Annotated in this window: 14 protein-coding genes; 4 read left to right on the top strand and 10 right to left on the bottom strand. The window is 67.1% G+C overall.

Translation table 11 applies throughout. The annotated features are described in order from the left end of the window. Nucleotides 1–27 precede the first annotated feature (27 nt). Nucleotides 28–438: a VOC family protein gene (locus AC1MGT_RS16505; RefSeq protein WP_499501074.1), complete on the bottom strand. Its 411-nt coding sequence runs from the start codon at nt 436–438 to the stop codon at nt 28–30. Nucleotides 439–550: 112 nt separating this feature from the next. On the opposite strand from AC1MGT_RS16505, the gene AC1MGT_RS16510 reads away from it, so the two are divergent. Continuing rightward, complete coding sequence (locus AC1MGT_RS16510) at nt 551–1,216, top strand: DUF2076 domain-containing protein (protein WP_499501076.1); 666 nt, start codon at nt 551–553, stop codon at nt 1,214–1,216. A 20-nt stretch (nt 1,217–1,236) separates the two neighbouring features. On the opposite strand, the gene AC1MGT_RS16515 is transcribed toward AC1MGT_RS16510, so the two are convergent. Beyond that, nucleotides 1,237–2,061: a helix-turn-helix transcriptional regulator gene (locus tag AC1MGT_RS16515; protein WP_499501078.1), complete on the bottom strand. Its 825-nt coding sequence runs from the start codon at nt 2,059–2,061 to the stop codon at nt 1,237–1,239. Nucleotides 2,062–2,151: 90 nt separating this feature from the next. Here AC1MGT_RS16515 and AC1MGT_RS16520 point away from each other — a divergent pair, with 90 nt between their 5' ends. Next, nucleotides 2,152–3,045 carry an SDR family oxidoreductase gene (locus tag AC1MGT_RS16520; RefSeq protein WP_499501080.1) on the top strand — a complete coding sequence of 298 codons (894 nt, stop codon included), beginning with the start codon at nt 2,152–2,154 and terminating at the stop codon, nt 3,043–3,045. Nucleotides 3,046–3,058: 13 nt separating this feature from the next. On the opposite strand, the gene chrA is transcribed toward AC1MGT_RS16520, so the two are convergent. The 6 genes from chrA to AC1MGT_RS16550 all read right to left on the bottom strand — a co-directional run bounded on the left by chrA (nt 3,059) and on the right by AC1MGT_RS16550 (nt 7,637). Then, a complete protein-coding gene (gene chrA, locus AC1MGT_RS16525; RefSeq protein ID WP_499501081.1) occupies nt 3,059–4,294 on the bottom strand; it encodes a chromate efflux transporter in 1,236 nt (411 codons plus the stop codon). A gap of 2 nt (nt 4,295–4,296) precedes the next feature. Then, complete coding sequence (locus tag AC1MGT_RS16530) at nt 4,297–5,070, bottom strand: LytR/AlgR family response regulator transcription factor (protein ID WP_499501083.1); 774 nt, start codon at nt 5,068–5,070, stop codon at nt 4,297–4,299. 19 nt (nt 5,071–5,089) lie between these two features. Beyond that, entirely contained in the window at nt 5,090–5,995 is a 906-nt protein-coding gene (locus AC1MGT_RS16535; RefSeq protein ID WP_499501085.1) for a sensor histidine kinase, read from the bottom strand. A gap of 3 nt (nt 5,996–5,998) precedes the next feature. Next, nucleotides 5,999–6,277, bottom strand: coding sequence for a hypothetical protein (locus AC1MGT_RS16540; RefSeq protein WP_332530174.1), 279 nt, complete (start codon nt 6,275–6,277; stop codon nt 5,999–6,001). A gap of 161 nt (nt 6,278–6,438) precedes the next feature. Then, nucleotides 6,439–7,053 (bottom strand): TonB family protein, encoded by a 615-nt coding sequence (locus tag AC1MGT_RS16545; RefSeq protein ID WP_499501087.1) that lies wholly within the window; start codon nt 7,051–7,053, stop codon nt 6,439–6,441. A 20-nt stretch (nt 7,054–7,073) separates the two neighbouring features. Then, complete coding sequence (locus AC1MGT_RS16550; RefSeq protein WP_183557469.1) at nt 7,074–7,637, bottom strand: GNAT family N-acetyltransferase; 564 nt, start codon at nt 7,635–7,637, stop codon at nt 7,074–7,076. 129 nt (nt 7,638–7,766) lie between these two features. Between AC1MGT_RS16550 and aptA the strand changes: the two genes are divergently transcribed. Further along, nucleotides 7,767–9,083 carry an omega-aminotransferase AptA gene (gene aptA, locus AC1MGT_RS16555; protein ID WP_499501089.1) on the top strand — a complete coding sequence of 439 codons (1,317 nt, stop codon included), beginning with the start codon at nt 7,767–7,769 and terminating at the stop codon, nt 9,081–9,083. Then, entirely contained in the window at nt 9,080–9,589 is a 510-nt protein-coding gene (locus AC1MGT_RS16560; protein WP_499501090.1) for a hypothetical protein, read from the top strand. Before aptA ends, AC1MGT_RS16560 begins: the two co-directional genes overlap by 4 nt. 22 nt (nt 9,590–9,611) lie before the next feature. On the opposite strand, the gene AC1MGT_RS16565 is transcribed toward AC1MGT_RS16560, so the two are convergent. Continuing rightward, nucleotides 9,612–11,369 carry an allantoate amidohydrolase gene (locus tag AC1MGT_RS16565; RefSeq protein WP_499501092.1) on the bottom strand — a complete coding sequence of 586 codons (1,758 nt, stop codon included), beginning with the start codon at nt 11,367–11,369 and terminating at the stop codon, nt 9,612–9,614. A gap of 97 nt (nt 11,370–11,466) precedes the next feature. Then, on the bottom strand, nt 11,467–12,405 hold the full coding sequence (locus tag AC1MGT_RS16570; RefSeq protein WP_499501093.1) for a LysR substrate-binding domain-containing protein: 939 nt from the start codon (nt 12,403–12,405) through the stop codon (nt 11,467–11,469). Between the last annotated feature and the right edge of the window lie 107 nt (nt 12,406–12,512).

Raw genomic sequence — 12,512 nt, forward strand, 5'->3', positions numbered from 1 at the left:
GCAAACAAGCGCCGAGCCGAGCCAGCATCAGGCGGCGCCCCACGGATCGTAGGTCCCGACCTGCCACAGATGGCCCTCCGGATCGCGGCAGGCGAACGCACGCCCGCCCTGCGGCGCATCGTCGATCGGCTGGGTGATCACCGCGCCGCTGCCGAGCACGCGGGCATGCACGGCGTCGGCATCATCCACGTGGAGCCAGATCGTTTGCGTCAGCAAGCCGCCAGCCTGCGCCGGTGTCGCCAGCAACCGGCCATAGTCATCTTCCGAGTGGGTGCCGATCATGACCATGCCATCGCCCAGTGTGAGCTCGGCGTGGGCCACTTCGCCTTGCCGGCCCGGGATGCAACGCCGTATCGTGAAGCCGAAATTCGTGCACAGCCAGGCGAGCATGGCGGGGGTGTCGTGGTAACGCAGGCAGGGGACGACGGTGGAAGGCATGGCATGCTCCCGGTTCGGTTGGTTGGAACAGCGAAGACAATCCAAAGATGCTTGAAATTTCGACAACGGGCCCACAATGTAAGCATATCGTACCTTCCAACCGGAGACCATCATGAACCCGTCAGACGAAAAAACCTTGCAGGACTTTCTGGGCCAGCTGGTCCAGGCCCGTGGCGTGACGAAAGATCCGCAAGCCGATGCGCTGATCCAGCGCGCGGTGGCCGAGCAACCGGACGCCGCCTACCTGCTGGTGCAGCGCGCGCTGCTGGTCGAGCAGGCGCTGGGCAATGCCAAGGCGCGCATCGCCGAGCTGGAACGTCAGACCACGAAGGGCAGCGGCGGGTTCCTCGACGCGAATACGTGGGGCAATTCGGCGCAAAGCAATCCGTCCACACCAGCGCCAGTGCAAAGCGCAGTGCAGGGTGCGGCAGCACCGGCCCGCAGCGGCGGCTTCCTGGGCGGCGCCGGCGGCGGCATGCTGGGCACGATCGCGGCCACGGCGGCCGGTGTGGCGGCCGGTAGTTTCCTGTTCCATGGCATCGGCAATTTGCTCGATCACAATGGTGCGGGAGCCGGCGCGGAAGGTGGCGCCAATCATCTGCTGGCCGACGCCGGGACGGGCGACGCAAACAGCGGTGGCGCACTGGCCGACCAGGCGGGCATCGGCGCCATCGATGAACCGAACGCGGCCGACGATCCGCTGGCCGACAGCAACCATGGCGATGAGCCGAGCGGGTTCTTCGATGGCGATGGGTCAGACGAGGGCGTGTTCGGCTGATCGGGCCGGCACGCGCAAGCTCAGCCCGTCACGAGCGCCGTGATCCTCGCCGCATCGTCCGGCGTCGCCGGGTTATAGACGACCATCGACAGGTCCGGGCGAGCATCGACCGCAAACGACGAATATTCCAGCGCGAGCCAGCCGGCAACCGGATGGCGCAACTGCTTCGTGCCTTCGCCGTAGGTGCCGACATCCCGGCTTTGCCACAGCGCGTCGAAGTCCGGGCTGCGTTGGCGCAGCTCGCGGACCAGCGGGTCCGACTGGACATCGACGCCGGCGCGCGTCATGTCCGCCCGGAAGGCCGCGACGACGAATCGCGCCACGCTGTCCCAGTCACGCTGGGCGGCGCGCGTGGCGGGGTCACAAAAGATACGGCGCAGGATATTGCGTTGCTCGGGTGTGGCGCTGTCGTAGCCGAACACCGCCGCAGCGGCGCGGTTCCAGGCGACCACATCCCAACTGGCGGTCTTGATGAAGGCCGGGCTGGCCGGTAATGCGTCGAGCACGCGCTGGATGCGGGGAGAGATTGCCGCGTGCGGTGCATGGTGCGGCGCCGGCGGACGCCCCAGCGCCAGCAGGAACAGATGCTCGCGCTCGGCCCCGGTGAGCATCAGTGCCCGCGCGATGCGCCCGGCGACCTCGGCCGACGGGGCGCCGCCCCGGCCCTGTTCCAGCCAGGTGTACCAGGTGGTGCTGATACTGGCGCGCTGCGCGACCTCTTCGCGCCGCAGGCCAGGCGTGCGCCGGCGCGTACTGCCCAGCCCGAGCGCTGCCGGATCGAGGCGGGCGCGGCGGTCTTTCAGGTAGCTGCCCAGCGGATTGTCGCGGCTCGTTGCCCCATCCATCCTGTTACCTCTTATACCCGTATAAAGTCACTACTTTACCCGGATACGCAGCTCGTCGATAGTGGACATCAACCCAACAAGGAGGATGTCATGCATGTATTCATTACCGGTGCGACCGGATTCGTCGGCACTGCCGTGGTACAGGATGTACTCGCCGCTGGCCATACCGTCACCGGCCTGACGCGGTCGGAAGACGGCGCGGCGGCGCTGGCCGCACTTGGCGTGCGGGCGTGGCGCGGCACGCTCGATGATGTGGAGGGACTGCGCGATGCGGTCGCGGCGGCCGATGGCGTGATCCATACCGCGTTCGATCACGACTTTTCACGGTACGCCGCCAACTGCCAGCAGGACCGGCGCGCGATTGAGGCGCTGGGCGCGGCGCTCAAGGGCTCGAATCGTCCGTTGATTGTGACGTCAGGCATGGTGCTCGATGTGCAGGGCCGACCGGCGACCGAGGAGGATGTGACTTTCCCGCTCAGCTCGGCCTATCCGCGCGCATCGGAACATGCCGCCAGCGCACTGGTCGCGCGCGGTGTGAATGCGTCGGTCGTGCGCCTGCCGCCATCCGTGCATGGTGAGGGCGACCATGGCCTGGTGCCGATGATGATCGGTTTCGCGCGCGAAAAACGGGTGGCGGCATTTGTCGACGATGGCGCCAACCGCTGGTCGGCGGTGCATCGTCTGGATGCCGCGCGCGTGTTTCGCCTGGCGCTCGAGCGCGCCGTTCCGGGTGCGCGCTATCACGCCGTGGCCGAGGAGGGCGTGCCGTTCAGCGAGATTGCAGGCGCGATCGGACGCCGGCTGGGCGTGCCGGTGACCGGCATCGCGCGCGCTGCAGCAGCGCAGCACTTTGGCGCGCTGGCGCATTTCGCCGGCATGGACGTGCCGGCAGCGTGCAGCTGGACGCGCGAGGTGCTCGATTGGCATCCACGCCAGGGCACGCTGATGGAGGATGTCGACAGCACGCGTTATTTCCCGGCTTGACTGGAGACGCTCGTCAGACCAGCGTCATCAGTACGCCGGTTGCGGCGGCCAGGGTCACGACCAGCCAGGCCGGCGCGCGCCACGTCACCAGCAGCATGAAGCAGCCCAGCGCCACGACGGCATCACGCAGGTCGAGCACGGCGCTCGTCCAGACCGGGGCGTACAGCGCGGCGCCGAGGATGCCCACGACGGCCGCATTGGCGCCCATGACGGCGTGGCGCAGCGCGCGCTGGCGCTGCAGCCGGGCCCAGAAGGGCAGCGCGCCGTAGACGAGCAGCAGCCCCGGCAAGAACAACCCTACCAGTGCCACGCAGGCGCCGCCGACGGCGGTGGCGCTCATCCCGGCCTGCGCGCCAAGGAATGCGGCGAACGCAAACAGCGGCCCGGGCAGCGCCTGGGCCATCCCATACCCCGACAGGAACGTTTCGCTGCCGATCCAGCCGCTGGCAACGGTTTCGGCCTGCAGCAGCGGCAACACCACGTGCCCGCCACCGAACACGAGCGCGCCTGACCGGTAGAAGGCGTCGAACAGGGCGAGCGGCCGGTACTGCGTGGCAGCGGCGGCGACGGGCAACAGCACGAACAGCAAACCACACAGGACCAGCGCGGCGATGCCACCCGCCACGCTGATCGGAAACGCAAGCGGAGCAGCGCCGTGCGGGCCCTCCCCGCGGCACCAGGCCCAGCCGGCCAGGGCACCGGCCGCGATGGCAATCAACTGGCCACCGGGACCGGCAGCAACGACCACAATTGCGATGGCGGCCAGGGCAATCACCTTGCGTTGCCAGTCGGGCGTCAGCGTACCCGCCATCCCCCACACGGCTTGCGCGACGACGGCGACCGCCACCAGTTTCAGCCCGTGCACCGCGCCAGAGGCCAGCGGGCCGGTCGTGACCGTGGCCCCGAGCGCCCAGGCGAGCATCAGCAGCGCCGATGGCAGGGTAAAACCGAGCCACGCGGCGCAGCCACCCAGTACGCCCCCGCCGCGCAGCACGCCGAGCGCGAAGCCGACCTGGCTCGACGCTGGCCCGGGCAGGAACTGGCACAGTGCGACCAGTTCGCCATAGCGCGCGTCGTCCAGCCAGCGGCGGCGCACGACGAATTCGTTGCGAAAGTAGCCCAGGTGGGCGATCGGGCCGCCGAACGAGCGCAGGCCCAGGATCAGGAAGATCCGGAAGATGGCGAACAGCGAACTGGCGCCTGCGCCATCGGCAGCAGCGTCGGTCGTTGGGGCGGTGTGATCGTGCACGGCTACATCTGCTGGAACAGCGTGCTGTGGTTGCGGCTGACTTCGAGCGCCTCGGGATAGCCGTGCAGCGTCAGCATCTGCCGGCCACGCAGGTCACGCCGCACTTCGGCGATCGCATCGACCCGCACCAGTGTCGAGCGGTGGATGCGCCAGAATTCGTCCGGGTCGAGCGCTTCTTCGAGTTCCTTGAGCGTCTTGCGGATCAGGTGCTGGGCGGTGGCCGTCTGCACCCGCGTGTACTTGTCGTCGGACTGGAAGAACAGCACCTCGGACGTCGCGACCATGCGCAGGCTCGTGCCTGACTGGGCCTGGATCCAGCGCAAATAAGCCGGTTTCGCCGAGGGCGCTGCGCGCCCCAGCAGCTGGTCGCCCAGTTGCGCCAGCCGGGCCAGCTGGGCGCCGATGTCCTGCGGCTTGTGCTCGAGCTGGCGGCGCAGGCGCGCCACCGTGGTATCGAGCCGCGCCAGCGTCACGGGCTTGAGCAGGTAATCGATCGCACCGTGCTCGAATGCTTCGACCGCGTACTGGTCGTAAGCGGTCGCAAACACGATGTGGCAGTCGGCGTACAACTGCCTTGCCGCGTCGATGCCGCCCATGCCCGGCATGCGGATGTCGAGGAACGCGATGTCCGGCTTGTGCTGCGCCGCCAGCGCCACCGCCTCGACGCCGTTGGCGGCTTCGGCGACGATGCGCAGCTCGGGCCACGCCTCGTGCAGGCGCGAGCGCAACTGGTCGCGCATCAGGGCTTCGTCATCGGCAATCAGGGCAGTGGGCATGGAGGAGTGCATCGTAATATCAGCCGTCTTCGGTCATCCGGTAAGGCAGGCGAATCGACACGCAGGCGCCGCCTGTTACCGGTGCTTCGATCACAAGCTCGGCCTCTTTGCCGTACAACAGCGCCAGGCGTTCGCGGATATTCGCCAGGCCCACGCCGCTGCCGGCATGCAGGTTGAAGCCGACGCCGTCGTCCAGAACATCCACATGCAATGTGGCGCCTTCGACCCGCGAGCGCACGATAATCGTGCCGCCCGCGACCTTGGGCTCGAGTCCGTGCTTGATCGCGTTCTCGATCAGCGTCTGCAGCATCATCGGCGGGAACGGCGCGCTGCCCAGAAAATCGGGCACCTCGAAGCGGACCTGGAGCCGTTCCTTCATTCTCGCCTGCATGATGGCGAGATAGGCGCGCGAGAGTTCGACCTGCTTGCCCAGCGTGCCACCGGTGCCGCCTTTGCCCATCGACCCGCGCATCTGCGGCAGTGACGCGCGCAGGTATTCGATCAGGTGGCCGTGCACGCGCGCGGCTTCCTTCGGATCGGTTTCGATCAGCTGGCCGATCAGCGCCAGCGTGTTGAACAGGAAGTGTGGCTCGACCTGGGCCTGGAGCGTGGCCATCTGCGCCTCGGTCAGGCGCCGTTCGAGATTGGCCACGTCGGCCTTGCTCGACGCATCGCGCGCCAGCAGTTCGGCGCGGCGCTTGCCGCCGGCGAGCACCTTGACGCCAAACGAAACCAGGATGAACCAGATCGCCGGTTCGACCAGGTTGACGAACAGGCCGGCGACGAAGCCCAGGAACCAGACCAGGTAGAGCTGGCGCCATTCGATCAGCGCGAGCCAGTCGAAGAAGCGCCACCACAGGGCGCGCGCTTCGCGCATGGCGTCGCGCACGAAGTCGAGTGCGCGGTTGATCTGGACAGCCGCCATGATTTATTCCCCGCTCGTGTGGCGCAGGCGGCGCTGTGGACGGCCAAACACGGCCACGGCGACGAACTTGAGTACCAGCAGGCCAACGAACAGGGCCAGCACGATCGGCACGATGGTGACCAGCGCGGCGAGCGCGATCGCGAGTACCAGCAGCACTGGCCACGGCATGCGGGTCAGGTAGCGTGCACCGGATTTGGCCAGGCGCCAGGTGGTGCGGCCGGCCACTTCGGCGTTACGCAGGATCGACTGGAAGCGGCTGGCGGGCGTATGAATGGTTTTCACGTGCAGTCCTTTCAAAGAGTGATGACCCTACTGTAGGGATGCATCTTGTCCAGGCCAAGGGCGATCCGACGAACGGGGCGATTGCCGGGGCGAGCGGTCGTCAGCGTGGATGAGCGGGGCACGGTTTTGCGTGTCAATACGGCGGCGCTGCACGAAGGATGCTACGGCGCGATGAGCTTGAGCGCTTCCTGGCGCAACACGTCGAGCATGCCTGCCTGCGGCGTGCGTGCACAGGCGGCCACCGTGGCGTCGAGGATCGCTACGACAGGTGGAAAGGCCCGGTTTTCGCCTGAGCGATGAAAGCTGTAGATCAGCATGCCCACGCTTTCATAAAACACGGGCATTTCGCGCAGGCTGCGCTCCGGGAATGTCGCGCTTTGGTACGCCGCATCGACATTGAAGTCGGCGCAGGTCTTGGTGGCGATGGTCGCGCTGTGATCCTTGCGGAATTGGTAGGTAATGAGTCCGCTGGCGGCGTCGGCCGCGCCGGTGATGTCCAACTGCTTTGCCATGCCGAGGGCCAGCGCATCGAGGTCGGCCGAGCGCGACGACTCGCGCACCGTCGCTGCGGCCTTGCGGCCGCGCGTGCCGGGCGTGAGTTCGATCGTGACCGCGCCCTGGACGCCACGCCGAACGAGTGCCTGCGGATAGCTGGCGTCGCTGGCGTAGATGGTGATTTCGCGCCAGGCCGGCACCGTGGCCTGCGCCGCGACCGATTGCGGGGCCAGCCCAAGAACCCCAAGCGCCAGGGCCGAACACGCTGCGATGGTTTTCATGGGAGGCCTTTGCATCGTCGTCAGGACGCCTTGCGGTCGTTCCAGTAATCGCGCAGCAGGCCGTAGAACACGGTGTCGGCGTATTCGCCGTGCACGCGCCAGCGCTGCGGCATGAAGCCTTCCTTGCGAAAACCGAGTTTTTCCAGCACGTGGGCGGATGCATCGTTGCGCGGGTCGATGTCGGCCTCGACCCGGTTGATGCCGACCTCGTTGAAGCCGTGATCGAGCACGGCTTCGATCGCTTCGCTGGCGTAGCCATTGCCCCAGTGGCCGCTGGCGATGGCGTAGCCCAGTTCGCAGCGGTTGTACTGGTTGTAGAAGTGGTGCAGGGCGACGGTGCCGATCACTTCGCGGCTGCCCGCCAGCTCGATGGCAAAGCGCAGTTCGGTCTCGTCACGGTAGGCTTCGAGGGCGCGCGCGATGGCGGTGTCGGCCATCGAGATGTCGGTCCACGGCTCGGCGCTCCAGTAGCGCACGACGGTGGGATCGGAAAAAATGGCATACAGGGCCCGTGCATCGGTGGCGGCCAGCGGGCGCAGCATCAGGCGTTGGGTGGTCAGTACAGGGGTGCTATAAGTCGACATGGGTTTGCATTGTCATAGTTGTAAGCGTTAGCATACCATCGACTCGGGGCGTGCAGACAAGCGCCGCGCGCTTTACTGTCACTGTCTATCGTCACCATCTACCGTCGCCATCGAGGCAGGAGATCCGTCATGCACCAGGCCAGGCCCAGCAGCATGTCATCCTTCTGGATGCCATTCACGAACAACCGCGACTTCAAACGCGCCCCGCGCCTGCTGGTCTCGGCCGAAGGCATGTACTACCGCGATGTCGACGGCAATCAGGTGCTCGACGGCGCCGCCGGCCTGTGGTGTGTGCCGTGCGGGCACGGCCAGCCAAGGATCGCGGCGGCGATTGCGCAGATGGCCGGCCAGCTCGACTTCGCGCCCACGTTCCAGATGGGGCATCCGGCCGCGTTCGAGCTGGCCGAACGGCTGATCGATTTCAGCGGGGGCCGTTTCTCCCATGTGTTTTATACCAACTCCGGTTCGGAAGCGGTCGACACCGCACTCAAGATCGCGCTGGCCTACCACCGGCTGCGCGGCGAAGGCGGGCGCACGCGCCTGATCGGCCGCGAGCGCGGCTACCACGGCGTGGGCTTCGGCGGGCTGTCGGTCGGCGGCATCGGCGCCAATCGCAAGGCGTTCGGCCCGCTGCTGCCGGGTGTCGACCATCTGCGCCACACGCACGACCCCGAGCGCAATGCCTTCGCGCGCGGCGAGCCCGACCACGGCGCCGAGCTGGCCGACGACCTCGAACGCATGCTGCTGCTGCACGATCCGTCGACGATCGCCGCCGTGATCGTCGAACCGGTGGCCGGTTCGACCGGCGTGCTGATTCCGCCCAAGGGCTATCTGGCGCGGCTGCGCGCGATCTGCGACCGGCACGGCATCCTGCTCATCTTCGACGAAGTCATCACGGGCTTTGGCCGCCTGACCACGCCGTTTGCGGGCGACTGGTTTGGCGTCGAACCCGACATGATGACGACCGCGAAAGGCATCACCAACGGCGCCGTGCCGATGGGCGCCGTGTTTTCCAAGGGCTTCATCCACGATGCGTTCATGGAGGCGCCGCCCGGCATCGAGCTGTTTCACGGCTATACCTATTCGGGCCACCCGCTGGCGTGCGCCGCGGCGCTGGCCACGCTCGACGTGTTTGCCGAGCAGGGCGTACTGGCCAATGCGGCAGCCATCCAGCCGTATTTCGACGAAGCGCTGCAATCGCTGCGCGGCCTGCCGCACGTGATCGACCTGCGCTCGCTCGGCATCATTGCCGGCATTGAGCTGGCCCCGATCCCGGGCCAGCCGGGCGCGCGCGGCTATGCGGCCCTCAAGGCGGCGTTCGCCGCCGGGCTGTTGATCCGCACGACGGGCGACATCATCGCGCTCTCGCCGCCGCTGGTCATGGAGCGCCAGCATGTGGATGAATTGTTCGGCAAGCTGGCGGACGTGTTGAAAGGGCTTGCGTGATCAACGCGTTCACGCGGGCCGGGTCGCCCCTGTCTGTCATCGTCCTGGGATTGCTGATGCTTGGCGCCTGTGCGCAGGAGCAGCACCCGCTAGATCGCCAGCTGTCGCAACTGCGTCCCGATGCCGTCGTGCTGCTGGCGGGGCTGGACTGGCCCGCCGGGACGTTGCTATGTCCGATGACACCCTACCAAAGCACACTATCTGCCGAGGGGCCGGTTGCGAAGCGCGTGAATGGCTACTTGAAGCGCACGCAATTTACTGGCGATGAAGACCATTGGTCGCTGGTCGTCGTCAAGCCGGCGCAAGCTGGCGACGACGGTATCGAGCATCTGAGATTCAAGCGCGGGACCTATGACGTCGTGACAGAGCCCGCAAGGGTCGCCGAAGCCGTGAAGGCGCAGGCAGCGGCGTTCACGCTGCAGGATTGTGTGCCGGTGGAGCAGGCCCGTGTACTGGTGGCTCGCGACCGGTCGCAACGTACCTTCATCAGCTTTGGCACATCCTGAACACGGCGCTTGTAAAACGCCGTCAACCTGGCGTCTCGCTGAAGTTTTTTAGAAAGTCCAGCAACACCTGCCCCGCGATATCGGCATCGTCCGCCGTCATCGTCTCGAGCGGATTGTGACTGATCCCGCCGTTGCCGCAGCGGACGAACAGCATCGCCACGTCGGTCAATTCTGCCATGCGCATGGCGTCGTGGCCGGCGCCGGATGGCAGGTCGAAATGGGGCAGGCCGGCCCGTTCCACCGCGGCGCCAAGCTGCGCCATCAGGCGCGGCGCGCATGGTACGGCATCGATCTCCAGCAGCTTGACCAGCCGCTCGCCGATGCCGCGCGCGGCGCAGATGGCGCTGATGCCGGCCAGGATATCGGCCACTGCGGCCAGGCGCACCGCATCGTCGGCGGCGCGGATATCGAGCGACAGGCGGCACGCGCCGGGAATCACGTTGACCGAGCCACCCGGTACCTCGAGCTGGCCAACCGTGCCGACCAGCGCCGCGCCATGGCGGCAGCGCGCTTCCACCAGCAGCACGATCTCGGCGGCGGCGGCGGCCGCATCGCGCCGCATGTCCATCGGCGTAGTGCCGGCGTGGCTGGCCACGCCGCGCAGTTCGACGATATAGCGCGAGCTGCCGGCAATCGCGCTCACCACGCCCAGCGGCAGGCCACGTTCGAGCAGCACCGGGCCTTGTTCGATGTGGATTTCGACAAAGCCGAGCAGTAGCGCAGGATCGCGTGCGATGCTGGCGATAGCCGAATGGTCGTGGCCAGCCTGCGCCAGCGCGTCCCCGAGCGTAACGCCCTCGCTGTCGACGGCGCTTAATAAACCCATGTCGAAGCTGCCCGCAATGGCGCTGCTGCCCAGGAACGTGCTGCGGAAACGCACGCCTTCTTCTTCGGCAAACGCGATCACTTCCAGGTCGTACGGCAGGCGCTGGCCGCGCGCGTGCAGGTCGGCGACGACGGCGATCGGCAGCAGGATGCCCAGGCGCCCGTCGTACTTGCCGCCATCGCGCACGGTGTCGTAGTGCGAACCGGTCGCCAGGGTTTTTGCGCCTGGCTGCGCGGCGGCGTAGCGGCCGACGACGTTGCCCACCGCGTCGATGTGGACCGTCATGCCGGCCGCGCGCATCCAGCCGGCGATGCACGCGGCGGTGCGCTGGTGGGCCGGCGTCATGTAGGCGCAGGTCAGGTTCGTCTCAACGTCGCTGATGGCGCCGAGCGCTTCGCACCAGTCCATCACGCGCGCGCCAAGTGACGGCGTCACACCCAGCAGCGCGTTCAGCCGGATCTCGGCGATGCGGTGCACCTGGCGCAGCGCCTCGCGCAGCTCGTCGCCGCGCGCATTGCCGATGCGCCGCTCGAAGGTGGCGATGATGGCCTGGCGCGACAGGCCCTGGCCGGTCGGCCCCTTGACCGCGAGGATGAACGGAAAGCCGAAGCGGCCGTTGTAGTCGGCATTGAGCGCATGCAGCTGCGCGTACTCGTGCGGGGTGCAGCGGTCCAGCCCCGAGCTGGCTTGTTCGCTCGTCGATTCAGCGGTCAGGGCACCGGCAATCGCCGCCTTGCCGGCCAGTTCCGGGTGGGCGCGCAGCAGCGCCAGTTGTTCGTCGATGCTGGCCGTGTCCACCACCGACTGCAAGGCGCGCTTGAGCGCGGCCAGGCTGGCGAACGGGCGCGCGGGTGCCGCGCGCGCCGCGATCCAGGGCGAATGTTCATAGATGCCGCGCAGGGCCTCGACAAAGCCGGCGGCCTCGCATGCGTTCAGCGTTGCGATCGTGGTCATGTGCGCTCCATGGTGGTCAAGCGATCGATCATACGGTCTCGCGGTGGCCCCGCCCATATCGGCCGGCGGATGGCTGCCAGCAGCCTGCGCATATAGACTAGCCCTGTACCAGGGCGCGCGCGGCGCTGCTGACCTGGTCGCGCAGCCATTTGTGCTCGGTCGACTGGTGCACGCGCTGGTGCCACAACTGGTAGAAGCGCATCGGCGGAAACTTCACCGGCACCGTGAAGCTTTTCAAAGGCAGCGTCTTCTCAAAGGCGCGGATGAACTGACGGCCGGTGGTCAGGACCAGGTCACTCTGCGTGAGCATGTACGGGATCACGCCGAAGTAGGGCGACTCCACCGCCACGCGGCGCTGCAGGCCCAGGCGCTCGAGATGCGCGTCGATCACGCCGTGGTACCCGGGCAGCATCTGGGTCGGGGCGACGTGGGGCAGCTCGAGATAATCCTCGAGCGTCATCGCGTCCGGCGCCGTGCGCCGCGCATACGGGCTGTCGGCGCGCATCGTGCAGATGATCGGGTCTTCGAACAGCTTCGAGATGTGCAGGTGCGCCGGCGGCTCGTCCCAGTTCGCGATCACCAGGTCCATGTCGCCGTCCGAGAGCATGCGCAGGTAATCCTGGCCCGGCCCCAGCGCGTGAATCACGACCTTGCTGCCGGGCGAACCACGGCGCAGCAGCGCCACCACGTTGGGCAGGAAGCGCGCATCGAGGTAATCGGGCGCGGCGATGTGGAAAGTGCGCGTAGCGTCTTCAGGCAGGAAGGGCGCCTTGCGCACGAACAGGCTCTCGGCTTCGTCGAGAATGCGCTTGGCCGGCTTGAGCAGACCTTCGCCGTGCTGCGTCGGCACCATGCCGCGCGCGCCGCGCACGAGGATCGGATCGCCCGTCAGTTCGCGCAGCTTGCGCAGCGAGGCCGAAATCGAGGGCTGCGGCTGATTGAGTTTGAGCGCCACACGCGAGACGTTTTTCTCCACCAGCAGCAGGTAGAGGATGCGGATCAGGTGCAGGTCGAGGTTGCGGGGAAGGCTGGACATGGCCGTGAAGTCTTCGTTGTATATCGAGTCGGATATGTCGAATATACGCCGATTTTGTTGTTGCAGAAATGGAAATCGGCGTATCGTCAAGCCGTCGGTCGCCATGG

This window comes from Telluria sp. BA11 (genome assembly GCF_056680305.1).